A 24,656-nucleotide genomic window follows, 5' to 3' on the forward strand; every position below is an offset into this window, starting at 1 on the left:
AACAAGAACTTTATCTTGCTGATCTGATTGCTTGATTGAATTTTACAATATTTATAAGGGAACCTATCAACTACGCCAAAAGCATCTATGAGATGTTTTGAGAGAAACGGAAATCTACATGAACAGCGGACTAGTTGCTTGAACAGTACGTGTATATAAGCTTTAGAGGCTATATTGTAGAAAAGTAAATTGATTTACCCCACTTATAAATTTGCACAAAAGTTTAACCCTGACTTTGGCGCGAATTTTAGCACAAGGCATGCTTTCTCAAATGGCACAAGATTACAATCAGAATGAGTAGAGTTGGGATAACGGCGATTAGCTTGTGGATTCTGTTAATGAAGTGGTATCACTGAGTACTGTATTATCCTCACGACCATACTCAAAAGTTAAATTACAAAATATCGCGCAATGGTAAAGCAGCTGATACAGAAAGATTGATTGAAGCATAGACTTCTGAGTGAGGACGATCACTTAGATGCCCCAGTTTTTATGTGATGTAAACATTTTTGCTATTGCAAACATTCCAAAAACAACAACGACTGCTTCAACACCAGTTGTTTGATGTGTCTCATTTACTAAGATCGCATATGTAGCTAAAAATAATGCAATTGCATATATTAAAAAATCTATTATATTTGCCATTTTAGACATCACTTATTAATATAAATTAAAAATATCATACAAATTCTAAGAGCAAAAATATGAAATTTAAAATTCTATTACTTTTATTGTTAAGTTCTTCTGCTTTCGCAAATGAAGCTGATGAATGCAAAATTGTTGAAGAGACAGCCGACATGATCATTCAAATGCGCCAAGGAGGGATTGATTTAAAGAAAGTATTTGATGATACAAAGGATGGGTTAATGGAACATCAAGTTCAATTATTAGAGGACATGATTGCTGATGCGCTATCTAAGCCCGTGTATGTAACAATGCTAGGGCAGCAGAAGGTCATAAATGAGTTTGTCACTGGCTGGAAAAAATCGTGCTTAAAATCAAATAACGGTAAATAACTCATCCCAACTAAAATAATTTTGAGTAAATTTACCAAAGTTCATTTCATCATTTTCATGTTGTTTTTGAGCATGTTTATACTAATAGGTTGAAAACAATTATTAATATTCCTTATAAACTTACAAAGAGAGAAATATACATGTTTAGAAGAATAGTAATTTTCCTAGCTTCCTTATTATTTTTATTGAATTCAGCATTGGTTAATGCTGTAACAATTAATGGATGGAATCTATTAAATCCAACTGCTGTTGGAGGATCCATCTTATATAATGCGACAAAAGGCCCAGTTATGTCGTCAGTTTTAATTACTCCAAACGCATCGCAAGTTGCTAAAGTTTTACGTGGTGGCTAGCTGGATATGCGCTAACTTTTGCAGTAGAGCAATTATGAGGTGTTGTTGATCGGGTGTTGGATCCTGCGAATAATTCTGTTAAGTATTATCCAAAACCTGAAACATGTACATCTTCAAATTGCTCTAACATCAACTGTATAAAGATTAGAACAAGAAATTAGGTTACGTAATCCTAACTATGATAATTCTCGGATAGTTCTAACAGGGCAACTAACATTCACAATGCAAGAGGTGTATCGAGTACAGCGAATGCTTAATGACCTTACTAAACAAAATAACAACTCAATCGAAAGGTTGTAAGGAGGGGTGAGACAAGAGCGTTTTACAATGAATTGGCAATCTACAAGTCTTAGTAGAACAGTTAGACAATTTGCAGGTAGTAACCCTCGAGTTTATAATAGTACAAATAGAGAAAAAATATTTTGAAAATCCAACAACTGCTATGAGAGTTATTTATGAGATCTTTCAGGGAATTATTTTAGAATAGAGAACACTAATATTAATTCGACAAGGCGGTTTGTGAGATTGAACAGAGAAAGTCTCAGTAATAAAACATTACAAAATGGTAAGCAGATAGGGTGTATAGGCCCTGAATATCAAATGGTATCACACTTTAATGCTTTACCTTAAGAGAATTAAATAATGCTTTATTTTATAGTACCGCATAATCAAGATGCTGTTGAAAAAGACAATTACGGTGTTTTTGATCAAGAAATAATGACTATTGTTCCTTTAGAGGAAAAAAATTAGCTATATTGTGGAGAATAGGTTACTTCAATGAATTAAATAAAAAATTTGATTTTTTGGTGAGTGAATCTGAAGAGGAGATTATCTCTGGACAAAAATGTTTAGAGGATATTTTTCAATTTACAATAGCATATATTGAAAAATATCCTGATGTTGAGTATTTGCATTTGATAAAATCTTTATTAGAAGAAGCGATTATGTATAGAACTCAATTGAATCTATATCTTTAATTTAGTTAATCAAGAAAAAATAATTAGATTTTATGATGCTCAGAAAAATAATTCTATTACGGGTTATTCAGTAAATACGACTGGGTTTATTTATTATCAGTTAATGAGGGAAAATATATGATTGATTTTGAGTCAGCAAAACTTTTAGTAGATAATGAGTTGAATGAAATATCACAAGATAATGGTATGGAATGTATGATTTATAGCATTAAGGGTGATATTGAGACAGGATGGATATTTACCTACAATACAGTTGAGTTTTTGAAAAACCAAAACTTAACGTATGCTCTTGCTGGAAATCTACCTTTATTCGTTTCTAAAGATGGGTTGTTAAGCTATATTCCATCGAATGATGAAAGTAATTAAGTGAAGAATTATACTTATTAAGAATATCTCATATATGAAATTTTTGACTCAAATTAGTTTAACAATATGTTTGTTTGTATATTTACCAAATGTATTTGCAGAAGAATGCCCTAAAAACGATGAAAGTAGAACTGCTGAAATTATTGATGGCATAATAATTCTTGATCTAAAATTAACAAGAGAGTGTGCAAAAAAGGGAAATATACGTGCACAAAAAGATTTAGCCTTAGCATATGCAAGTGGTAGGTATGGAATCGCTCAAGACCGAGATGAAGCATTAAAATGGGAAAAAAAAGCTGCTTTACAGGGCGATCCAGAAGCACAATTTGATGTAGGTCTATCATATGAAATAAAAGAGGACTACAAAAAAGCGATGGAGTGGTATTTAAAAGCTTCTGACCAAAATTACGGACAAGCACAGCTTTATATTGGAATGTTATATGCTTATGGTAACGGTGTATCACGTGATGTTGATACAGCTATAGCCTGGTACAGAAAAGCGGCTGAAAATGGAAATATATCAGCTCAGATGACTTTAGATACTATTGAAAGTAAATAATTTTTTATTTGATATTAGGTTAAGCTATATAAAGTTAAAATTTGGATTTTTAATTAGCCTTGCCCCAAACTCCTTAAATTGGAGTTAGGACAGGGTAAAGATATATGGTTTTGGATTATTGATACTGTTGCTAAATACAATGATTGTAGTACTTTGAATGATGTGAAGAATAAAGCCCTCACTTGATTGAGGACTTTGGTTTTAAATTTTTCAAGGTTATTTAATTAATTCAATATTAGTGAGAGGTTTTTCACTCCCATCTAATTGATATTCAAATATTTGGTAAATGCAACGTCTATTGTCTTTACGAATATAAGTACCATAATTTTTATTTGCCTCAAAATTGACTTTATAAATTCTTTTCCTGCAAGATGTTGTCACATTAACATTTCCTTGTAATTCTGAATATGAATAATGCAGACTTATTATAAAAGGACGTCCTGCTGGAACTTTATATTCAGCAAAAATTCGCTGGTTAGATGGAGTAAATGGCATACCAATAATTTTGGCCTCATAGTCAATAGACATAAGTCCCGAATTAAATCGCTTTGTAGCAACTGAACCACCATTTTTATCATTTCTTATATCAGCTAATTTTTTTGAGTTCGGATAAATATTTACTCTAGATGCATCACTATAAAATGCACGTAAATTAGCTGTTTCGCCTGTTGTTGGTTCTTGATATTTAGATTTAGTGTTAGCAATTACATTATGAACACTTTCCATAGCGATGCACCCACCCATAAATGGCATAATAGTCAAAGGAAGGTATTGAAAGAAACGCATTTACAACCTCTTTAAATTAAAATTTTTTTATTAATACGTATTTTTAATAAAAATATAATTATAAATTAAAGAGTTATGTTTAACAATAAGTATCTTGATTAAATAAATGCACATTAGCGGCCACACAATTCAAATACTCTTTTTCAACTTGGGTGATTTCCAAAATAGTTGGATTCTGTACCACTACACTATCCAGTTGCTAATTCTAATAATTAAGGATAACTAAAAAAGTAGATCCATAGTTGACCAAAAATAAACTACTAAATATTGCTTAATAGTGATAATGATTTTAAATATATAGATATGAAGTCTTTATTTTCTATTATTACTATATTTTCATTAATTTTTCCTACAAGCTTATAGGTTTAGATGTAGCGGCATCATCAAAAAATATCTCAACTAATAAGTTTGATCCGCGAAAGATTCTAATTTTTTAATTAATTGCTTGATGCTTTTACCGAGTGTTACCCACTTTGAAATTTTTGATTATTTATATCAATACTTAGTGGTCGCCTTACCCTAAATGCTAGAATCAGGGCAAGGAAGAAATATTACATCCTAAAAAGTAGGTGGCATATACGTTAAGGTACGTCCAAGAATCCACAATAAGAATAAAACTAAAGGTAAATGGAAGACAAGCTGGGTAACTGTAAACCCAATGACATCTTTAGCTTTTAACTTTAAAATTCCCAGCATAGGTAACATAAAGAATGGATTAATTAAGTTGGGTAAAGCTTCTGCTGCATTATAAATCTGAACAGACCAACCCAAATGTACTTTCAGATCGTGTGCCGCCTGCATGACATAAGGTGCTTCAACAATCCACTTACCACCCCCAGATGGAATGAAGAAACCTAAAATAGCTGAATATAACCCCATGACAATTGCAAAGGTTTCTTTGGATGCAATCGATACAAAAAATTCAGCAATATAATGAGATAGAGATAAATCCTGTGCGTTCATAGCACTTGTCATAATAAAAGCAATACTTCCATAGAGTGGAAATTGAATCAGTACGCCAGAAACCGCAGGGACAGCTTTAGAAACGGCATTTAAAAAATTTCGAGGCGTTCCGTGTAAAGCAATACCGAGCATTAAGAAGATAAAGTTGTAAGTGTTTAAACTGGAAATGGCAATAATCGGATTGCTTTTTGTAAATTCATTAAACATCCAGATCAGACCTAAAACCACAATTAAAATGCTCAGAATAGGGGAGTTTTCCAGCCAGTCACCTGGGCGTTTTTGGCTTTGAACTTCGGTCTTTTCATCTTCAAAATGAATATCAAATTCATCAATGGTTTTTATACTATTCCCTTTAGGTGCAGACCAGAATGCAATGGCAATTGATACGATAATCAATACGGCAGTCATAATCATAGACTGTGGTAAAAAGATCGTTTCAGTAAAAGGAATGATGCCTGTTAAGTTATAAAGTGGTTCAGGTAAGCTCGCTTTGTTTGCCTGTAACTGGGCAGCGGAAGAACTAATACCCAGTGCCCAAGTTGCTCCCATACCAATAATAGCCGCGGCGGCAGCTGCACGATAATCCATATTCAGCTCTTTACGCTTGGATAGTGCAATCACCAAAAGGGCAGTTAAAACTGTGCTCATGGCCCAGTTAATCAGTGAAATCAACAGGCTGACGGTCGCTACAAAAACAATAGCATTCCTTCCAGATGTTGGAATCTGAGCCATTTTTTGGATCAGCATTTCGACGGGTTTAGATACTGAAACCACATAACCAACGACAATCAACATACACATTTGCATCGTAAATGGAATCAAACTCCAGAAACCATTGCCAAATGAAATTGCGACATCTTGAACAGAAGCTCCTATTCCAATCGCAGCTATGGCGACAATGATGACGCCTAACAGGGCAAAAATATAGGAATCAGGAAACCATTTTTCTGACCAATCACTGACTTTTATTGCAAATTTTTGTAATATATTCTGAGTGTTATCCATATTTAAATATCCTATTTATTCGATTATGAAACCAGTACATCCATGTTGAAAATATTGATTTTCGGGCGATAACGATCAATATCAGTGAGTTTGAATATTTATATAAAAGACTCTCGAATGAGCTTTAGGGATATGCACTGTTAAATTTTTTCTAAACTCACATTCCATGCAAGTTCACTCAATTTGATTCCTTTTTTGTGTTGCTCAGTCAAAATTAGCAACTGTCCTTTTATTAAATTATTAACATTGAATTGGCTTTTTTATAAATTTAAAGTTTTAAACGTACAATAAGAAAAACTCATTAATCAAAAGAGTACGCAATCTGTATTTGCTGCGTGAGATAAATGATGGCAATTGAATATCCGTTCGATATTTCATAACTTCAAATCTCGACAAACCCGTTTATTCCAAAATTATTTTTTTGTAATTGTTTAAATAACCAGCATGGTTATATGATACTTTAGTGTTTTTTTTTAACTTTAAACTACTTATGAGCAGCCAATTGAGTGTAGGAGTTTATATCCAGAGCTGAGTGAAAAGGATGTATCGAGGATAATTTTATAAAATAATAAAATTAAATATTAACAATAACTTATTGGTCTTAAATAACAAATTTTTAATGAGATCGATGTAATTAAATCAGTCTATTAAAACCAACAAAAGTTTTTTATTAAGTTTTAGTTAAAATAATGTGTAATAACTCTTTACTATGCTTGTTATTTTTTGTATGCTTTTTATTGCAAATGATAATTCTTATCATTCATATTTAGATGTTTTATTTGTTTTCAATTGTTTATGTCGTCCATCTACTGGAATTCTATTTATGAGTAAGTTTAACCTTCGTCCTATTACAATCGCACTTTTAGGAATTACAACAACTTCAGCCTTTGCAAATAGCAAGGTAGAATCCGATGCTACACAACAACTTTCAACGATTGTTGTTTCTGCTGCGGGTTATGAGCAAAAACTAAAAGATGCACCGGCAAGTATTACTGTGATCACCGCACAAGATCTAAAAGGCAAACGTATAAACTCTATCGCAGATGCTTTAGTTGATGTAGAGGGGGTTGATGTCAGTCTTATGGAAGGAAAAACCGGGGGATTAAATATTCGGATTCGTGGTATGAGTGCAGAATATTCTCTGGTTTTGATTGATGGTCGCCGTCAGAACAGTACTGGAGATATTGCACCAAATGGTTTTGGTGAGTCAAATAACAGTTTTATTCCTCCAATCTCAGCAATTGAACGAATTGAGATTATTCGAGGACCAGCTTCTACATTGTATGGTTCTGATGCCATGGGTGGCGTGGTCAATATCATTACAAAAAAAGTTTCAAATGTATGGACAGGCTCTATCACATTAGAAGGGACGTTACTGCCAAACAGTTCTGATTTTGGTAACCATCGTGCAGCAGATGCTTTTCTTAGTGGACCCATTATTCAGGATTTATTGGGAGTGCAGCTTCGTGCACGAAAGGCTCAACGGAGTCAGTCCAATGTGGGATATCTCGATGTAAATGATAATTCAGTAGAGCTAAACAGGGGTGATAATCCAACCAAATCAGATTTAGAAACTATAGGGGCACGTGTAACATTTACCCCAACTAAACAACACGATCTTTCGGTAGAATATGAAAAAACTGAACAATGGTATGACAACAGTAAGAGTCAACTTGGTACGCTTGGTGCAAATGGTGGTTATGATAAATCGAAAGAATTTAATAGAGATCGACTAACACTTGTACATACATGGCGCAATAAAATAGGGACCTTGGAATCAAGTATTAGTAATACTCAAACTGAAACCATTGGTCGCCTTATTCCAGCACGTGCTCAAGCAGGTTCAAATGTGATCACACCGCGTCTTTTAGAAAGTGAGGATACGATTTTTGATACTAAATTGGCCACTCAATATTTTAAAGGACACAATATTACCCTTGGTGGGCAATGGTGGGATGCAAGTATTAAAGACGGATTAAGGGTAAATAAGGAGGTGTCGTTTCAGCAATTGGGTCTTTTTGCTGAAGATACATGGGCACTTACCCCAGATCTAGCTTTAACAACGGGTTTACGTTTTGACAATCATGATACATTTGGTAGTTTTTGGACACCTAGAGCATATTTAGTTTGGAATGCAAATGACAATTGGACATTTAAAGGTGGCTATAGTGAGGGCTATAAAGCGCCTCGCTTAGAGCGCCTGACCAATGGGATTTATAATGTTGGCGGACAAGGACGAACTCCTCTTTTTGGTAGCCCAAATTTAAAACCTGAAACAAGTAATAACTTTGAGCTGGGTACTTATTTTAATAATGGTTCTAATTTTGATGCCAACATCACAGCATTTTTCAGTCAGATTAAAGATAAAATAATTAATGGACCAGTGGAAAGAACCTGTGATGCCAAGGATCTTAAGGTAAAAGCTGACTGTGAAAAAGAAATGGCAAGACTTGGTACACCATGGCTAATGCAAGCTGGAGATACTGACAAACGTGCTTGGAATATTACTCGTCCGATCAATGCTCAAAAGGCAGAAAGCTATGGTATTGAAACAGGCTTAAATTGGGAGTTTGTACCGACTTGGAAATTTGGCCTAAATTATACATGGACGGAAGCAGAAATTAAGGACAAAGCAAGTGGAAATCCACCTCTAAACGATACACCTAAACATATGGTCAATGCATCATTAAAATGGCAAGCGGATGATAAAATTCAATTATGGGCGCGAGGCGAATACCGGAGTGAACGTGCGCGTTTTACACCAGACTACTATAATAGTCTACCTGTAGTGAACCAAGACGTTTATGATGCACTAGGTGATTTTAAAGCATATGGCTTGATGCATATGGGATCAAATTTTATTGTAAATGATCAGTGGGATATTGCTGTGGGTTTATATAATGTTTTTGATAAAAACTTTGTTGATTATCAAAAAGTAGGCGCAGACTATTATAATCGGTATAAAAATACCCAAGAAGGACGCCGAGTTCAATTGAGCACAACGTTTAAATTTTAATAAAACGCATCTTCGATTAGCATTAGAAAAGCCCTATTTGTATAGGGCTTTTCTATATAAAACTATAAAAGAAATAAGGGAATATTCAATACGCCCTTGTTTCGATTATTTTGGTTCAGGTGGTGTCATTCCAAACTGTAAATAGGCTTGGTTGGTTGCAATACGCCCACGAGCAGTACGCATAGCATAACCTTGCTGAATCAAATAGGGTTCAATCACATCTTCTAAGGTGCCTGAATCTTCAGCCATTGCTGCAGCTAAAGCTTCAACACCAGCAGGGCCGCCATCAAAACGCTCTAATAACATCGATAAATAACGACGGTCTAATGTATCTAAACCATCTTTATCAACATTTAACATATCCAATGCACGTTGTGCCATGTGTTGAGTAACTTCACCTGTGCCTTTAACCTGTGCATAGTCACGAACACGACGTAACAAACGGTTAGCAATACGCGGAGTACCACGCGCACGACGAGCAATTTCTTTTGCACCGTCTGCTGTTGTGGGAACATTCATTAATGATGCTGAACGCGCCACAATATGAGTTAAATCTTCAACTGAATAAAATTCTAAACGTTGCACAATTCCAAAACGATCACGCAAAGGCGAGGTGAGTAGACCAGCACGCGTTGTCGCAGCAACCAAGGTAAATGGTGGTAAGTCTAATTTTATCGAACGTGCGCCAGGGCCTTCACCAATCATGATGTCGAGTTGGTAATCTTCCATCGCAGGATAAAGAATTTCTTCAATTACTGGAGAGAGGCGATGAATTTCATCAATAAATAGCACATCACCTTCTTCCAGATTGGTCAGCATTGCAGCCAAATCACCTGCACGTTCCAATACTGGACCAGAGGTAGATTTAAGATTTCCCCCCATTTCACGAGCAATAATATTGGCCAATGTGGTTTTACCTAAACCGGGTGGGCCAAAGATCAAGGTATGATCAAGTGCTTCACCACGACCACGAGCAGCACCAATGAAGATTTCCATTTGCTCTCGTACAACAGGTTGGCCTATATAATCATCCAAAGAGGTTGGACGAATGGCACGATCAAAATGATCTTCGGGTTTTTCAGCCCCACTGATTAAACGGTCTTGCATGAGTGTCTTAATCTGTCTTATTTATTCATGGATTTAAGTGCAGCACGGATAATGTCGCTTGCTTCAGTATAGTCTGCTTTCACGGCATTAATCAGTTTTTGTGCTTCCAAAGGTTTATAACCTAAAGATTGCAATGCCGCTTCAGCTTCTGCAACAGCAGAATTACCCGTAAATTGTATTTGAGTTGAAGTTGAATTACTCGGTGTAGTACCTGTAGCAAAGGCTTTAAAGCGATCACGAAGTTCAATCATTAAACGTTCGGCTGTTTTCGCACCAACGCCAGGGACTTTAACTAAAGTTTTGACATCACCATTCTCAACAGTATGTACCAACATTTCGACACTGAGTGTAGATAGAATACCTAAAGCCATTTTAGGACCGACACCATTCACTTTTAGCAGGGTGCGAAAGATGGTTTTTTCTTGAGCATTAGAGAAGCCATATAGCAATTGAGCATCTTCACGGACGGCTAAATGTGTCCATAAGGTAACTTTTTGACCTTTTTGTAATTGGCAAAATGTTGAGAGTGGAGTGTCAATCTCATAACCCACGCCATTTACATTTAAAAGTACGGTAGGTGCTTCTAAAGCTAAGACTTCACCAATAAGACATCCGATCATTGAGTTTGTTCACTTATTTGTTAATGGTTGAATAGTAGATGCCATTTGCTCTAAACGCAAAATTGCTTTAAGAATTTCTTTGCGATTTCGGGCAGATTTTATCCAAGCAGGTAAACGATTAAAATAGGTTTTATTGGTATTTAAATAAGTTCTTTGTCTAAGGTTTGCAGAAATATAATCTTTTAAACAGTTAATATGTTCTTGATTATAGGCGAAAACAAGTCCATTTCTTGTTGATACACATAGTGTTAGGCAATAACCAAAATAAGGATCTGTATTGAAGCCGCGATTAAATTGTTTGCGTATATCAAATTGGTTAGGATAGATCCGTTTGGAAATTGGGCAAAAGTTGCAATTCAATTCAATAAATTGAGGAACAAAACTCTTTTTTGCATAGTATTGATGAAACTGAAATTTTCCACGTTTACAACGACAAGTTTCTTCAATATCTAAATAAACCCCAGAGAAATAGCCTAAGTTATTTTCCTGTTTGGCTTTTTGGTCAAATGATTTACAACAATTTTGGCAACTAAAAAAGGGTTGCTCGAAATCAACATCATCAATTTTTTCCGTATAGACGGTGGCATTTTTTAAACAAAATGGACATTCTACTAAAATAGGTTGCCGAGAAAATCTATTCAATGTGATTCCATCATCTACAAACCGTTTCATCAAAAGAATCCTACTTTATTACCTTGGAGTTCTTGCGCTAAGTTATAGGCTTGGTGGTCTGAAAATTTACTCACGATATCTAAGACTTGCATAATATTGTCATAGTGATGATCACTAAAGCGTGCACCAAACCGTTCTAAAATAGACAGTAAACGACCATCTTTAAAACTTAATGTTTTATTCGGTGTGGTAAGGGGAATAAAGGCATCTAAAATATGCTGTAAACTTTGATGGGCAATAATTTCCAAACCTGATTTTTGCGGGTGTTCAAAGATTTTTTCACGGGCAAGGTTCTTTGCTCGATCAATCCCAATCTCAATATCTTCAGCACAGTATTGCAATAACGAACCTTTTAGTTGCCCTGACAAAATTTGATAATGTTGTTTTGCGAAAGCAGTGGTTACTTCATCGACCAAACGTTTCATAACACGACCACGTAAAGCGGCAATTTTTTGTTGCCAAGTCATATACGGCATACTGAGTTCAGCGGGAACGCCATAATCTCCTAATAAATCAAGAAAAATAGGTTCAACTTCTTCATAGCTGAGCATATTGAGAATAATGCCGTCTTCTAAATCAATTAAGGCATAACAAATGTCATCAGCCGCTTCTAGTAAATACGTCAGCGGATGACGACACCAATGATATTCACCCAATTGAATTAAACCGAGTTGATCTGCAATCTGTTTAAGAATTTCTTTTTCAGCTTGATAACAGCCAAATTTAGCACGTTTGCTTGCAGGGGTATTTCCTTGAGATTCGATGGTCTTTGAGAGCCAAGGATACTTTAAGTAAGCTCCTAACGTTGCGTAAGTAAGACGCATCCCCCCATCATGAGGATGATAGTCAATTTTAGTAAGCAGTCTTAAACCTTGGGCATTACCTTCGAACTGTCGTACATCTGCTTGTTGTTCAGGGCTTAGGTCTTGTAAAAAATTTGTATGTGCAGCGTCATCAAACCATTCACGAATCGCATATTCACCAGCATGTCCAAAGGGTGGATTACCAATATCATGTGCCAAACATGCAGCTTGAATAATCGCCCCTACATCTGCTGGGGAGATCCAAACGGGGAGTTCATTTTTGATTTTTTCAGCAGCGAGCATTCCCAAAGAACGCCCAATACATGACACCTCTAAAGAGTGCGTAAGCCGTGTATGAATACCATCATGTTGGGTCAGTGGATGGACTTGAGTTTTACGATTGAGTTGTCTAAAGCTTTGCGAAAATATAATGCGGTCATAATCTTTATGAAATGGACTTCGTGCCTGTTCTGTACTTTGCTTTTTACTACCTAAACGAACTGTTGAAAGGAGTTCTAACCAACGCATTTGAGTCATTTATCATTATTCATTCTTTCGTTAATCGTATGATGCCAAATTTATTGAAAATGTACTAGGGGCGGGCGACATAAGTTGTCTTGGTCGGTTTATATTTGAGAAATATTTTCCCAGTATTTTTCACCCTTATATTTAAAATAATTCATAATGAAGTTATAAAAATTGGCCTCAACACTAAACCAATCATCTCTCGCTGTAATTGGATTCACGACAACAACAGAGCCATAATCAGGTTTTTTAGAATCAAGGCGAATTAAAAGCTGTTCACCATCATCTAAAAATTATCCAATAATACAATCGCCTGTTAATTTTTGATCTTTTCTATCCACTAAATATTGAGCAGTAAATTTTAGAATGATCAGTAAACCAATTTATAATCTAGATAGTCCAAACACTAGGAAAATTTCCATGATTAAAGTTAATATGTTTAGACTTATAAACAGTTAATATGAATAAATATTATCCTTGTATCATTAAAAAATAGAGTAAAGCATGAATAAAAATTTCTTCTTATTAACTATGATTATTCTATTTGCAGCGTGTAGCCCCACTGATAAAAATAGATCCAATCAAAACAAAGAAATCGAAACTCAGAAAAAGATTGAAGTGAGCAAACCTATAATCGAAGAAAGCATTCCTGCGAAGCCTGAACCAGTAGATCAAGCTTTAGCAACCTTTGCTTTTCAAGAAACGCCAGATGGTCATCTGATAAATAATTGTATTTGGACAGATGATCCAAATGCGCAAAATAAACAGTATTGGAGTATCTTACCGAGCAGTATGTTGAATGGAAAAGCTAAATTTACAATAGATGATCTTACGCCTAGCAAGGTGAAGGTTGGACAACCAATTAAAAACTGCAACGAAGCTTATAAAAATGATAGGGCAAACTATGCGTATGCGATCAATAAAAGTGGTGATTTGGTCAATGCGGTGGCACTGAAACTCGATCGAATGACTCAAAATGCGGATCATACCTATACAATTGATCTGAATAAGAACTCGCATCCTGAAAAAATCTATGTGTGCTATAACATGGAAAGTTTAGATGTATTTTTCCTTGACTCTGCATCTCAAAAACCATATTTGGAACATATCAATGTCCGATTATCCTATGATATTGATGGTGAAATCGATCCTGAGATTTCTTGTGGAAAAGTCTTTTATCAAAAAAGTGGAATCATTGCGAAAGAAGATCCTAAAATGGGTGAGTTTCATTATACAGCTCAATAATTCAATTGTTACGAATCATGTTTAAAGACGAAAGTCAAAGTAAATCGGATATTTAAAACCAAGATTTCAGCGTTTTTTAAGTGGGATATGACTAGCTGAAATCTTGCTTTCACAGTAGAATATGCGCTCTCTTCAAGTCACATTGAGGTAGGTTGCCAAAACCTGCCCGTGGAGCCAAAAACAGCATGTTTATCGTTGCCGGTGCACCTGCACACTCTTCTTTTAAGCAAACACAACTATTAACACGCCTTGCGTCGATCAGTTCTGTTCAATCAATAGAAAGCCAATGGGTTTACCTTTTCGACCAAACGCTCAACGAGCAACAACAGCAATCTGCTTTACAGCTTTTAAACGATGGCGCATCGTTTGAAGTTCGTCAGGCTGCAAGTGACGAAGTCCAGATTTTAGTCACGCCACGTGTCGGTACAATTTCACCGTGGTCATCTAAGGCAACCGATATTTTTGCCAACTGTAATACACCTGTACACCGCTTAGAACGCGGTGTTTTGTTTACTTTAAAGGGGATTTCTGAAATCTCTGATGCAGTAAAACAAATTTTACATGACCGTATGACAGAAAGCGTTTTCAATAAAATTGATGACGCAACAGCTTTATTCTCTGAAACTGAGCCTAAACCTTTAAACTCAATTGATATTTTGGGGCAAGGTAAAGATGCACTGGTTAAAGCAAACTCTGAGTTTGGCTTTGCATTGTCAGATGAAGAAATTGATTATTTAACCGCAGCATTTAATAAGATGGGGCGTAACCCACATGACATCGAGTTGATGATGTTTGCTCAAGCAAACTCAGAACATTGTCGTCATAAAATCTTTGGTTCAGAGTGGACAATTGATGGTGAAAAACAACCATTATCATTGTTCCAAATGATTAAAAACACTTATAAAGAATCACCTACAGATGTTTTGTCAGCATATAAAGATAATGCTTCTGTAATTGTGGGTTTTGACACACAGCGTTTCTATCCGAAAAAAGATGAAGCTACGGGTCACCATATTTATAAATATAAGAGCCAAGCTGCCCACATTCTCATGAAAGTGGAAACCCACAACCATCCAACAGCAATTGCTCCATTTGCAGGTGCTGCGACAGGTTCTGGTGGTGAAATTCGTGATGAAGGTGCAACAGGCCGTGGTGGTAAACCAAAAGCGGGTTTAACGGGCTTTACGGTTTCTAACCTTAATATTCCCGGTTTTGAACAGCCTTGGGAAGAAAACTACGGTAAACCATCTCGTATGGCATCACCACTTCAGATCATGATTGATGGTCCTTTAGGTGGTGCAGCATTTAACAACGAGTTTGGTCGCCCTGCGTTAAATGGTTACTTCCGTACTTTTGAGCAAAATGTTAATGGCGAAGTAAAAGGTTTCCATAAACCGATTATGATTGCGGGTGGTTACGGAAATATCCGTCCTGACCATGTTGAAAAAGATGCAATTCAGCCAGGCGATTTACTGATTGTACTGGGTGGCCCTGCGATGCTCATTGGTTTGGGCGGTGGTGCAGCTTCTTCTGTAGATAGTGGTAAATTGGGTGAAAACCTAGATTTTGCTTCTGTACAACGTGAAAACCCAGAAATGGAGCGTCGTTGTCAGGAAGTGATTGATGCATGTTGGAGAATGGAAGACTTTAACCCGATCGTATCTGTACACGATGTAGGTGCGGGTGGTGTTTCCAATGCAATGCCTGAACTTGTGAATGATCACGAATTGGGTGCAACTCTTGATCTTCGTAAAATCCCATCGCTTGAACCAGGCATGTCGCCAATGGAAATCTGGTCAAATGAAGCGCAAGAACGTTATGTGCTTGCCATCAAACCAGAATCATTAGAGTTATTTGAATCGATTTGTGCACGTGAACGTTGCCCATTTGCGGTATTGGGTGAAGCGACTGAAGCACGTCAATTAACTGTAAACGATCCATTGTTTGAAAACAAAGCAGTGGATATGCCAATGCAAGTTATGCTTGGTGGCACGCCACGTATGAGCCGTTCATATGAAACGATTCAACGTAAAGGTGATGAGTTTGATGCATCTAAAGTCGATTTAAAAGATGCGATCTTCCGTGTATTGAAAAACCCGACAGTGGCTTCAAAATCATTCCTAATCACCATTGGTGACCGTTCAATCACGGGTATGGTATCACGTGATCAGATGGTGGGTCGTTGGCAAGTTCCAGTTGCGGATGCTGCGGTAACCACAACAAGCTTACAAGGCTATACCGGTGAAGCAATGGCAATGGGTGAACGTCCTCCAGTTGCATTGTTAAATCCTGCTGCTTCGGCACGTTTGGCTGTGGCTGAGTCCATCACCAATATCATGTGTGCCAATATTGAACAGATCAGCGATATTAAACTGTCTGCTAACTGGATGGCGGCCGCAGGTCAAAAAGGTGAAGATCAAGCATTATTCGAAGGCGTAAAAGCTATCGGTATGGAAATGTGTCCTGCATTGGGTATCGCAATTCCAGTGGGTAAAGACTCATTGTCAATGCGTACGACTTGGAATGACGAAGGCGAAGATAAATCTGTGACTTCACCAATGTCTGGTGTTATCACTGCATTTGCACCTGTGTTGGATGTTCGTAAAACATTGACACCAGAATTGAAAAATGAAGATTCAGTTCTGGTACGTATTGACTTATCTAAAGGTCAGTTCCGTTTAGGCGGTTCGATCCTTGCACAAGTGTATAAGGCAATTGGTTCTGTTACACCTGATGTTGATAACTTTGATGAGTTCAAAGCATTCTTTGCATTGGTTCAAGATTGGAATAATCGCGGTTTGATCAAGGCATATCATGACATCGGTGATGGTGGCTTATTGGCAACTGTTGCTGAAATGATGTTTGCTTCACGCTTAGGTGTAGCACTTGAAGATCAATCTAATGAAAGCTTATTTGCTGAAGAAATCGGCGCAGTATTGCAAATTTCTAAAGCAGACTGGGCAAGTTTGACAGATGAAGTTGCAACTTCTAGTTTAAGAGAAGCAATTCGTGTTGTTGGTACTGTCAATGATTCTGATAAGTTGTCAGTGAATGGTTTGGTACTTGATCGTGCTGAATTGCAACAAGCTTGGACTGAAGTGTCTCATCAAATTCAACGTTTACGTGATAACGTAGAAACCGCTGATTCAGAATTTGCATTAATTGGTGATAAAAACCATAAAGGTATAATTGCATTACCAACATTTGATTTAAATGAGCCTGTTGAAGCACCTTATATCAATGAACGCCGTCCAAACATGATGATTTTACGTGAACAAGGCGTAAATGGTCATGTTGAAATGGCTGCGGCATTCGATAAAGTGGGTTTTAATACTGTTGATGTTCACATGAGTGATTTACTTTCAGGTCGTGTAGATTTAGACGACTTTGAAGGTCTGGTTGCTTGTGGTGGTTTCTCTTATGGCGATGTTTTAGGTGCTGGTGGTGGTTGGGCTAAGTCTGTACTGTTTAATCCGAAACTTCGTGATCAATTTGAGAAATTCTTTAACCGTGATAATACTTTCTCTGTAGGTATTTGTAATGGTTGTCAAATGTTGGCTCAGCTTGCGCCACTCATTCCGGGTGCAGACAACTGGCCACGTTTCCGCCGTAATACTTCAGAAGTATTTGAAGCACGTGTTGTGAATGTGAAAGTTGAGAAATCTCGATCGATTCTTCTAGAAGGTATGGAAGGCTCTATTTTACCAATCGCTGTTGCACATGGTGAAGGTCGTGCAGAAACTTCTGCTGAAAACTTTGCTGCGCTAAATGCGGGTAATCAAGTAATTTTACGTTATGTAGACAGCATGGGTAATGCAACTCAACAATACCCATTGAACCCTAATGGCTCTCCTGAAGCGATTTCTGGGGTGACTTCAAAAGATGGTCGTGCAACGATTATGATGCCGCATCCTGAACGTAATTTCCGTGCTATTCAGCATTCTTGGAAACCTGAAGAGTGGACTGAAGATGGTGCATGGTTACGTATGTTCCGCAATGCGCGTAAGTTTATTGGTTAATTAGACTAGACCAATAGATTAAAAAAGCCCCGTAAGGGGCTTTTTTGTTTTTAAACTGATCAATATTTTCATTATCTCCACTCAAGGGTGAGATTTATGCTGCTACGTGTGATAGTGGCACTATGTATGATTAAATAATGAAACATCAAAATGAGTTGATTTATATAAAGTTAATTATATAGATAAGTATAAGATAATTTTAGTTACAGTTTTAACGTTGGTTTATTTTTTGCATGTTATACATTGTCTATTAAAAGACCGATGTTTTGCCCCAATGATGTTCCATGATGTAGCAAGAATGAGGTGATAAAATGATAAGAACAGTCAATTATTCAACAGCAGATAAGGTCATCCTTCGCCAAAAAGGCTGGAAATGGTTTAGTGTTATTTTAGCTGTACAAATGCTGATTATTCTCAGTGCGTATTTAATTGCATAGCTAAAGAAACGAGTACGTTTTCTGATTGATAATTTTAAATGCTAATGACAAAAGCCACTTTATTGTGGTTTTTGTGCATTAAAGATCTTTCATGAATCAAAAAATGATCATGTGGAGTGAATTATATTAGTATTGAGAGTTCCTTCTCCCTATGGGCATAGGTATCTACACAATTAAATCTATTTAAGTTAAATTGGAGAGCATGCTCTCCAATTTAACATTCCACACTTAGATAACCGATTAGTTAAACGCTACGGACGTCTTGTAAAACTTAATATGAATCCACTTGCTTCATTAGCCCCAGCGCTTAAAGATATTGCCTCTACCCAAAAGACTAGCTTTGCTACAACCCAAGCAGTTTGGCGTTTCTTAAATAACGAAAACGTTTCATTTCAACAACTCAATCAGCCTCTTCAAAAACTTGCGTTTGAACAAATCGCTCTATCGAATCACCACTATGCCTTAGTTGCTCATGATTGGTCTCAACTACAATATTTCAAACATAACAACAAGTTAAATAGATTCAAAAGAACACATGCAAGTGACAAAGGCTATGAATTACAAAGCAGTTTATTAATTGATGCTGAAACGGGTTTACCCATTGCACCATTAGATCAAACTTTATGTGATGCTACTGGACGTTATTCAACATTTACTGATGGGCATAAAATAAAAGAAACCCACTTAAATGCACTATGTGAACAAATCGAACATATTGAGTCTTTACCAATAGAAAAGAAACTCGTACATATTATTGATCGTGAAGGAGATTCAATTGCTCATCTTAGATTATTGAATCAACAAGAACATTTATTTCTTATTCGAGGTAAAGAAGGAAATCGTGTTGAATATCAAGGAGAAGATGTTAAGTTAAGAGACGTATCAGACCAAATACCGACCTCACAAACCCATACAATTCAATATAAAGGGAATTGCGAACAACTCTATGTTGGTGAAACTCAAATCAGTATTACGCGTAATGCAAGACCAATGCAAAAAGACGAAACGGGAAAAAGAGTTCCACCACAAAAGGGAAAGTCATTAACCGTTCGACTGATTGTAGTTGAAGTTAAAAATAAGCAAGGAAAATCACTTTCTCGTTGGAGCTTATTAAGTAATGTATCATCAGAAATTCCAAGTATAGAATTGGCAACTTGGTATTATTGGCGTTGGAAAATAGAAAACTATTTTAAGTTGTTAAAACAGGCGGGCCATGACATTGAGTCATGGCTACAAACAACTCCGCAAGCGATATTAAGACGACTCTTAATTGCAAGTATGGCATGTGTGTTAACTTGGAGAATACAGCGAGAAAATGATGAGAAAAATTCAAGAGTTAGAGTCTTTCTAACACGTCTATCAGGAAGGCAACAAAAAAGAGGAACAAGGGAAAGTGCTCCTGCAATTTTGGCTGGTCTGTCAATATTACTGAATACACTACAATTATTATCTGAACATTCGGTGGATGACCTTAAGCTGATTGCTGAAATTGCATTAGAGTCTCTACAAAAAGATGTGTAGATACCAATGCCCTATGGGAGAAGGTTAGGATGAGGGTGCTTTTATGTTGATTTATGGTTTTAAAAAGGGCTTATGAAAGAAGTCTATTATGAATTTTTATAATTTTTTGTTCATAAAAATAAATGACCTAATCGTGACTTTAGAGTCCTTATAAAGCTTATTGCTTTCACAAACGACTGCTGGAAAATAATCTATGAAACAGTTTCAGAATATAAATAAAATAAGTTTACTAATCGTCGGTTTGATTTCTACACAATTGGTAAATGCTCAGAATATTCACATAGATACACTTATCGATACTAAAGCGATCAATTGTGATGCAATTTTTCAACATCCTGAAAGTAAAATAGCTGTTCTTTTGCAAGATTTTAGTCGTGATGGGCAGAAAAATGTAAAGCTGAATAAATCTAAACAGACGATGATTATTGGAAATAATACATATTATGGCGTGCAAGGTTATCGCTATTATAAAACTGCACACACTGAACAGGATGATTTAGCAGTAGATCGTCATGTTTTTGGATCACAACTGATCAAAATTGCCTTACAAAAACATAAATCGGGTAAAACTCAATCCAATGGCTACTATTTTGTATTTAAGGGTACACCGACAACGGTGCTTTATCATTTACGTAAGGTTGTGGGTGATAATTGGAATATTGAGAACGCTTTAGATGAAACACCACAAGGAAACTCAAAATTGAGCTGTGGCTATACAAGGTAAATGAATGAATAGATATATATTTCTAATACCAATACTGATTTCACTTAGCGCATGTTATCCATATATAGAAAAAACCATACCTGAAATTGAAGTAACTGTAAAAGATTCTGAAGGGAAATTGGTGGATCTTGCTTATGTCGTTTTAACGACGACAGTTAAAGAGGGTAAAACGATCAAAAACTACAAGACCCAATATACTAAAAATGGCAAAGCGTATTTTGATGTTAATAGATCTTTTGCACTGAATATGGGGTTGGAGAGAAAATATACATGGTCGCTCTGTGTATCTAAACAAGGCTATAAAAAGCAATATTATAGTATTTCAGATAAAAGTATTTTTGATATACATTTAGAAAGTTTGGAAGATCCAAAAGTGAATCAAAAATGCCAGAACAATAAACTTAGAATAAGGTGACTATAATTTCCCATATGTTAAAATTAATTTAGAAAAATCAAAAATTTTTTAAATAGATAAGATTATGAAAAGAAACATATTTCTAGTACCAATCCTTATTTTTTTAACTAGCTGTTATCCGATATATAAAACACAGAAGCCTCAAGTGACTGTGACTGTTCTAAATGAGCAGGGAGTAGCAATTCCTGATGTAAAAGTCGTGTTAGTAACGGCAGTACATCCTGCAAAAATAGATGATCAATATGATGAAAAGTTCACAAATAAATTGGGGATAGTGAATTTTAAAAAACAGGCCGAATGGAAAGTTGAAAGCTTAATGATTCATGGGGGGGCAAGTTTACGATTGGAATGTATGCCTTGCAAAAGATGGTTATTTAACCCAAAAATTTATTAAGATAGCTTCAGATTCAAAAATTAAAATAATATTGCTCAAAGGAAACAATCCATCAAGAGAGTTTCCTTATTTTTGTTAATTAATTAGAGAAAATCACAATTAATTTATAATAAAAATATCAAAATTACGGCTGTGTTGAACATGATATTGATTCTGCAACGGATCTAATTTTAAATCTCCAGCTTTTGCAAAGACGACCAATTTTTGCTTAGATTTAATTGCTTGGTTAAATTGTGAAAACTTCCAAAGATACTGCGCTTTGTTGGCTTCAAAAAGTAAGCCATCTTTAAGTTCAAGGGAGGAACTATCAGTATTTACTTTTGCCCAATCTTTTACAACATAAACAGGATTTTTGAGATTCAATAAGAAAGGAACATCATAGAAATAATTATCATAAAAAACGATAGGTAGATTCTTTGGAATATCTTGAACAAAACTAACCTGATTTGAGTTAGATTTAACATCAAAGAATTGCACGCTACTACTTGCCATACTACATAGCAGCATCATACAAGCAACAATAAAGGTAAAAAATTCAATTTTATGTTTTTTAAACAAGACGATTAAGATACCGCAGAGAATCATCACAATTCCTGCAACTGCGAAAATTTGGTTTTTCTCAGCGGAGTAAAAGCCAATATCTCGATGCATGGTAAATGGGGCAACGACTAAGCTACTCGCCAATGCAAATAGTAATGTTGGAAGTGCATAAACTTGGAACTTGCTCAATTTATTTTCTTCAATGATTCGATTTGTCATAAGTGCGAAAATCATTGTAAATGGGGCAATTGAGGGTAAAATATAACCTGCAAGTTTCGATGGTGGGATCGAGAAGAACAATAAAACGGACAACGCCCACCAAATGAGTAAACTAAAAATAGGTTGGGTTGTTTGTGCGCGAATGGCGGTGCTCGAAAATTTGAAGCCATTAGCGAGTATGATTGGTAAAAAATTCACAAACAGTAAGGCAGCATAAAAATACCAACCTTGTTTATTATTAAATTCGCCAGAGTTAAATCGACTAAATTGTTGCTCAATAAAAAAGTAGTGTAAAAAGTTTGGATAATGTTGTTGAACGATAAATACCCAAGGCAAAGCAATTAGCGCAAATAACAAGAGACCAAACGGGTTTAAAACTGCTGGGATTTTTTTCCATTGTCCTATGTAAATCATCCAAGGAAGAATAACCATTCCTGGAATCAGTACACCAATTAATCCTTTACTTAAAAATGCACATGAACATGCAAAATAACCCAAGAATAAAATATTTCTTTTACCACTGAGGATGAAATCTGCAAAGCAAAATACTGCTAAGCTAATCCAAGATGCAACTAATATGTCATGATTAATGTATTCAGCGCAGCCATAAAATAATAACCCAGTTGCTAAAATAGCAGTCGAAATTTGGGCAATTCTTTCATTCACATGTTTCTTAGTAAAAACAAATAAACTGACCAACATGATAATGCCAGCAAATGCAGGAACTAGACGAGCAACCCAAACATGTGAACCAAATATTTCCATTAAACTTGCTGTTAACCAGTGTAGTAAGGGTGGTTTATGCATAAATGGAATACCATTTAATCGTGGTATTAACCAATCACCACTTTCATACATCCAGCGGCTAATATCCCCATAACGTCCTTCATCTGGTACAGACATTGGGCGAATAAAAACTGAGATGAGTAACCAAAGTGATAAGCAAATCAGCAAAGTTTTAGATGAACGAAAAATAGGTTTCATGGCGCTTATCCTGAAAATTTAAAAGCAAAAAACTTGCTTAAAAAAAATGTAAAAATTGCTGTAATCACAATAGTTAAAATGATAAGAGTTGATAAATTTTCAGCATGGAAAAAATGCTGGGTCGTGAGTAGGAATGCTTCGTTAAAGATAAAACCTAGACAAGCAACAAGTAAAAATTTGGGTAATACATGTATATGTCGAGTTTTTTGCGCATTGAAGGTAATAATGCGATGCCCAAAGTAGCTCACCCAAAATGCAATGCTGAACGCGATTAAATTCTCTAACGCAAGTGTTATTGATGTGAGGTGGATAAGCAGCATTAACACCAAATAATGTGTTAATGCTGCAGCGCCACCAACGATACAAAACTTTGAAAACGCATAAATATTTGAATTAACCATATTTTTAAAAGATTTTATTTTTATTAGAAGGTGTGTAATGAAGGTACTTCGTATTGGAGTATTTATTGGAAACAATATAACGAGGTCGATCTTTTGTTTCCGTATAAATTCGGCTGATATATTCCCCCAATATTCCAATAAATAATAATTGAATACCGCCCAATAAGCTGATTTCAACAATTAATGTTGCCCAACCTGGGACTTTTATACCTTCGGCTAAAGTCTCAAAAATAATATAGAAGCCATAAGAAACCGAACAAAGTGCCAACAAAGCTCCAAATGCGATACACGCTCTTAAAGGAAGATTAGAAAATCCTGTAAGTCCTGAAAGGGCAAGGTTAAATAACGCCTTGAAGTTAAAGCTTGATTGACCATTTTTTCTTTCTAACTCAGAGAAGTGAATACCAATTGATTTAAAGCCGACCCACGCATATAAACCTTTCATATAACGGTTTTTCTCGGGAAGTGTTTTAATCGCTTCTACGACTTTTTCATCTAATAAGCGGAAGTCGCCTGCATTTTCAGGAATAACGACTTCTGAACTTAAATTGAGAATTCTATAATAAACATATGTAAATAAACGTTTTAGCCCAGATTCAGTATTTCTATTGCGAATTCCATAAACCATGTCATAACCATTTTTCCAAAGATTGATCATGGTGGGAATAGCATCAAGAGGATGCTGGAAATCAGCATCGATCATTAAGGTTAGATTCCCCGTTGTATGATCTAGCCCTGCACTTAAGGCGGCTTCTTTACCAAAATTTCGTGACAGTTCTAAAATTTTAAGCGGATAGCGATCCAACATACTTTCAAGCACGGTCATGGTATTGTCTTTGCTACCATCATCAATCACGATGATTTCAAAGGAAACTTTTTGCTGTTCCAATGTTGCTGCAAGAGCTGGAATAAATGTTTTTAAATTTTCTGCCTCATTATATGCAGGCACAACACATGAAATAAATGGTTCTAATCTATTCATAGCATTT

21 protein-coding genes are annotated in these 24,656 nt (G+C 35.9%); 11 read left to right on the forward strand and 10 right to left on the reverse strand.

From position 1 onward, the window contains the following. Window positions 1-474: 474 nt before the first annotated feature. Complete coding sequence (locus PYV58_RS07765; protein ID WP_155768674.1) at window positions 475-645, reverse strand: hypothetical protein; 171 nt, start codon at window positions 643-645, stop codon at window positions 475-477. A gap of 59 nt (window positions 646-704) precedes the next feature. Here PYV58_RS07765 and PYV58_RS07770 point away from each other — a divergent pair, with 59 nt between their 5' ends. The 3 genes from PYV58_RS07770 (at window position 705) to PYV58_RS07780 (ending at window position 3,271) form a co-directional block, all read left to right on the forward strand. Continuing rightward, entirely contained in the window at window positions 705-1,016 is a 312-nt protein-coding gene (locus tag PYV58_RS07770) for a hypothetical protein (RefSeq protein WP_034611739.1), read from the forward strand. A gap of 1,447 nt (window positions 1,017-2,463) precedes the next feature. Beyond that, window positions 2,464-2,712, forward strand: coding sequence for a YrhB domain-containing protein (locus PYV58_RS07775; protein WP_034611732.1), 249 nt, complete (start codon window positions 2,464-2,466; stop codon window positions 2,710-2,712). Window positions 2,713-2,746: 34 nt separating this feature from the next. Next, the gene (locus tag PYV58_RS07780) at window positions 2,747-3,271 is read left to right on the forward strand and encodes a tetratricopeptide repeat protein (protein WP_034611730.1); all 525 of its coding nucleotides are present in this window, start codon (window positions 2,747-2,749) and stop codon (window positions 3,269-3,271) included. A gap of 216 nt (window positions 3,272-3,487) precedes the next feature. On the opposite strand, the gene PYV58_RS07785 is transcribed toward PYV58_RS07780, so the two are convergent. After that, the gene (locus PYV58_RS07785) at window positions 3,488-4,057 is read right to left on the reverse strand and encodes a hypothetical protein (protein ID WP_034611728.1); all 570 of its coding nucleotides are present in this window, start codon (window positions 4,055-4,057) and stop codon (window positions 3,488-3,490) included. 558 nt (window positions 4,058-4,615) lie between these two features. Then, window positions 4,616-6,025 (reverse strand): TIGR00366 family protein, encoded by a 1,410-nt coding sequence (locus PYV58_RS07790; RefSeq protein ID WP_034611725.1) that lies wholly within the window; start codon window positions 6,023-6,025, stop codon window positions 4,616-4,618. Between the two features lie 823 nt (window positions 6,026-6,848). Here PYV58_RS07790 and PYV58_RS07795 point away from each other — a divergent pair. Further along, complete coding sequence (locus PYV58_RS07795) at window positions 6,849-9,041, forward strand: TonB-dependent receptor (RefSeq protein ID WP_034611723.1); 2,193 nt, start codon at window positions 6,849-6,851, stop codon at window positions 9,039-9,041. A gap of 105 nt (window positions 9,042-9,146) precedes the next feature. On the opposite strand, the gene ruvB is transcribed toward PYV58_RS07795, so the two are convergent. From ruvB to PYV58_RS07815, 4 genes are read right to left on the reverse strand one after another with little or no spacing between them, the layout of a single operon-like run. Next, entirely contained in the window at window positions 9,147-10,148 is a 1,002-nt protein-coding gene (gene ruvB / locus PYV58_RS07800; RefSeq protein WP_004724408.1) for a Holliday junction branch migration DNA helicase RuvB, read from the reverse strand. A gap of 17 nt (window positions 10,149-10,165) precedes the next feature. Next, window positions 10,166-10,768 carry a Holliday junction branch migration protein RuvA gene (gene ruvA, locus PYV58_RS07805; protein ID WP_004724404.1) on the reverse strand — a complete coding sequence of 201 codons (603 nt, stop codon included), beginning with the start codon at window positions 10,766-10,768 and terminating at the stop codon, window positions 10,166-10,168. A 9-nt stretch (window positions 10,769-10,777) separates the two neighbouring features. Beyond that, entirely contained in the window at window positions 10,778-11,440 is a 663-nt protein-coding gene (locus PYV58_RS07810) for a hypothetical protein (protein WP_034611721.1), read from the reverse strand. Further along, window positions 11,440-12,780 (reverse strand): deoxyguanosinetriphosphate triphosphohydrolase, encoded by a 1,341-nt coding sequence (locus PYV58_RS07815; protein WP_004724400.1) that lies wholly within the window; start codon window positions 12,778-12,780, stop codon window positions 11,440-11,442. The genes PYV58_RS07810 and PYV58_RS07815 overlap by 1 nt, the downstream gene beginning before the upstream one ends. A 492-nt stretch (window positions 12,781-13,272) precedes the next feature. Between PYV58_RS07815 and PYV58_RS07820 the strand changes: the two genes are divergently transcribed. The 7 genes from PYV58_RS07820 to PYV58_RS07850 all read left to right on the forward strand — a co-directional run bounded on the left by PYV58_RS07820 (window position 13,273) and on the right by PYV58_RS07850 (window position 21,523). Continuing rightward, complete coding sequence (locus PYV58_RS07820) at window positions 13,273-14,013, forward strand: hypothetical protein (protein ID WP_034611720.1); 741 nt, start codon at window positions 13,273-13,275, stop codon at window positions 14,011-14,013. Between the two features lie 185 nt (window positions 14,014-14,198). Beyond that, window positions 14,199-18,032: a phosphoribosylformylglycinamidine synthase gene (gene purL / locus PYV58_RS07825; RefSeq protein WP_034611718.1), complete on the forward strand. Its 3,834-nt coding sequence runs from the start codon at window positions 14,199-14,201 to the stop codon at window positions 18,030-18,032. A 311-nt stretch (window positions 18,033-18,343) separates the two neighbouring features. Next, window positions 18,344-18,469 (forward strand): KGW motif small protein, encoded by a 126-nt coding sequence (locus PYV58_RS07830; protein WP_004822645.1) that lies wholly within the window; start codon window positions 18,344-18,346, stop codon window positions 18,467-18,469. Between the two features lie 276 nt (window positions 18,470-18,745). After that, entirely contained in the window at window positions 18,746-19,990 is a 1,245-nt protein-coding gene (locus PYV58_RS07835) for a transposase (protein WP_034611715.1), read from the forward strand. 193 nt (window positions 19,991-20,183) lie between these two features. Next, complete coding sequence (locus PYV58_RS07840; RefSeq protein WP_034613650.1) at window positions 20,184-20,714, forward strand: hypothetical protein; 531 nt, start codon at window positions 20,184-20,186, stop codon at window positions 20,712-20,714. A gap of 4 nt (window positions 20,715-20,718) precedes the next feature. Then, window positions 20,719-21,129 carry a hypothetical protein gene (locus PYV58_RS07845; RefSeq protein WP_034613648.1) on the forward strand — a complete coding sequence of 137 codons (411 nt, stop codon included), beginning with the start codon at window positions 20,719-20,721 and terminating at the stop codon, window positions 21,127-21,129. Between the two features lie 64 nt (window positions 21,130-21,193). After that, complete coding sequence (locus tag PYV58_RS07850; RefSeq protein ID WP_227504233.1) at window positions 21,194-21,523, forward strand: hypothetical protein; 330 nt, start codon at window positions 21,194-21,196, stop codon at window positions 21,521-21,523. 99 nt (window positions 21,524-21,622) lie between these two features. Here the strand turns inward: PYV58_RS07850 and PYV58_RS07855 are convergent, their stop codons facing one another. The 3 genes from PYV58_RS07855 to PYV58_RS07865 are packed head-to-tail and all read right to left on the reverse strand — an operon-like array spanning window position 21,623 to window position 24,649. Beyond that, a complete protein-coding gene (locus tag PYV58_RS07855; protein ID WP_034613646.1) occupies window positions 21,623-23,266 on the reverse strand; it encodes a glycosyltransferase family 39 protein in 1,644 nt (547 codons plus the stop codon). A gap of 5 nt (window positions 23,267-23,271) precedes the next feature. Next, window positions 23,272-23,667, reverse strand: a complete 396-nt coding sequence (locus tag PYV58_RS07860) for a GtrA family protein (RefSeq protein ID WP_034613645.1) — start codon at window positions 23,665-23,667, stop codon at window positions 23,272-23,274. Window positions 23,668-23,671: 4 nt separating this feature from the next. Beyond that, a complete protein-coding gene (locus tag PYV58_RS07865; RefSeq protein WP_034613749.1) occupies window positions 23,672-24,649 on the reverse strand; it encodes a glycosyltransferase family 2 protein in 978 nt (325 codons plus the stop codon). Between the last annotated feature and the right edge of the window lie 7 nt (window positions 24,650-24,656).

Origin of the sequence: Acinetobacter sp. TAC-1 (genome assembly GCF_029025845.1) — a bacterium.
Classification (GTDB): Bacteria; Pseudomonadota; Gammaproteobacteria; order Pseudomonadales; family Moraxellaceae; genus Acinetobacter; species Acinetobacter guillouiae.

Bases quoted from the DNA above. Each gene is read 5' to 3' on its own strand.
- PYV58_RS07765 (WP_155768674.1), bottom strand. From the start codon at position 645: ATGGCAAATATAATAGATTTTTTAATATATGCAATTGCATTATTTTTA.
- PYV58_RS07770 (WP_034611739.1), top strand. From the start codon at position 705: ATGAAATTTAAAATTCTATTACTTTTATTGTTAAGTTCTTCTGCTTTC.
- PYV58_RS07775 (WP_034611732.1), top strand. From the start codon at position 2,464: ATGATTGATTTTGAGTCAGCAAAACTTTTAGTAGATAATGAGTTGAAT.
- PYV58_RS07780 (WP_034611730.1), top strand. From the start codon at position 2,747: ATGAAATTTTTGACTCAAATTAGTTTAACAATATGTTTGTTTGTATAT.
- PYV58_RS07785 (WP_034611728.1), bottom strand. From the start codon at position 4,057: ATGCGTTTCTTTCAATACCTTCCTTTGACTATTATGCCATTTATGGGT.
- PYV58_RS07790 (WP_034611725.1), bottom strand. From the start codon at position 6,025: ATGGATAACACTCAGAATATATTACAAAAATTTGCAATAAAAGTCAGT.
- PYV58_RS07795 (WP_034611723.1), top strand. From the start codon at position 6,849: ATGAGTAAGTTTAACCTTCGTCCTATTACAATCGCACTTTTAGGAATT.
- ruvB (WP_004724408.1), bottom strand. From the start codon at position 10,148: ATGCAAGACCGTTTAATCAGTGGGGCTGAAAAACCCGAAGATCATTTT.
- ruvA (WP_004724404.1), bottom strand. From the start codon at position 10,768: ATGATCGGATGTCTTATTGGTGAAGTCTTAGCTTTAGAAGCACCTACC.
- PYV58_RS07810 (WP_034611721.1), bottom strand. From the start codon at position 11,440: ATGAAACGGTTTGTAGATGATGGAATCACATTGAATAGATTTTCTCGG.
- PYV58_RS07815 (WP_004724400.1), bottom strand. From the start codon at position 12,780: ATGACTCAAATGCGTTGGTTAGAACTCCTTTCAACAGTTCGTTTAGGT.
- PYV58_RS07820 (WP_034611720.1), top strand. From the start codon at position 13,273: ATGAATAAAAATTTCTTCTTATTAACTATGATTATTCTATTTGCAGCG.
- purL (WP_034611718.1), top strand. From the start codon at position 14,199: ATGTTTATCGTTGCCGGTGCACCTGCACACTCTTCTTTTAAGCAAACA.
- PYV58_RS07830 (WP_004822645.1), top strand. From the start codon at position 18,344: ATGATAAGAACAGTCAATTATTCAACAGCAGATAAGGTCATCCTTCGC.
- PYV58_RS07835 (WP_034611715.1), top strand. From the start codon at position 18,746: ATGAATCCACTTGCTTCATTAGCCCCAGCGCTTAAAGATATTGCCTCT.
- PYV58_RS07840 (WP_034613650.1), top strand. From the start codon at position 20,184: ATGAAACAGTTTCAGAATATAAATAAAATAAGTTTACTAATCGTCGGT.
- PYV58_RS07845 (WP_034613648.1), top strand. From the start codon at position 20,719: ATGAATAGATATATATTTCTAATACCAATACTGATTTCACTTAGCGCA.
- PYV58_RS07850 (WP_227504233.1), top strand. From the start codon at position 21,194: ATGAAAAGAAACATATTTCTAGTACCAATCCTTATTTTTTTAACTAGC.
- PYV58_RS07855 (WP_034613646.1), bottom strand. From the start codon at position 23,266: ATGAAACCTATTTTTCGTTCATCTAAAACTTTGCTGATTTGCTTATCA.
- PYV58_RS07860 (WP_034613645.1), bottom strand. From the start codon at position 23,667: ATGGTTAATTCAAATATTTATGCGTTTTCAAAGTTTTGTATCGTTGGT.
- PYV58_RS07865 (WP_034613749.1), bottom strand. From the start codon at position 24,649: ATGAATAGATTAGAACCATTTATTTCATGTGTTGTGCCTGCATATAAT.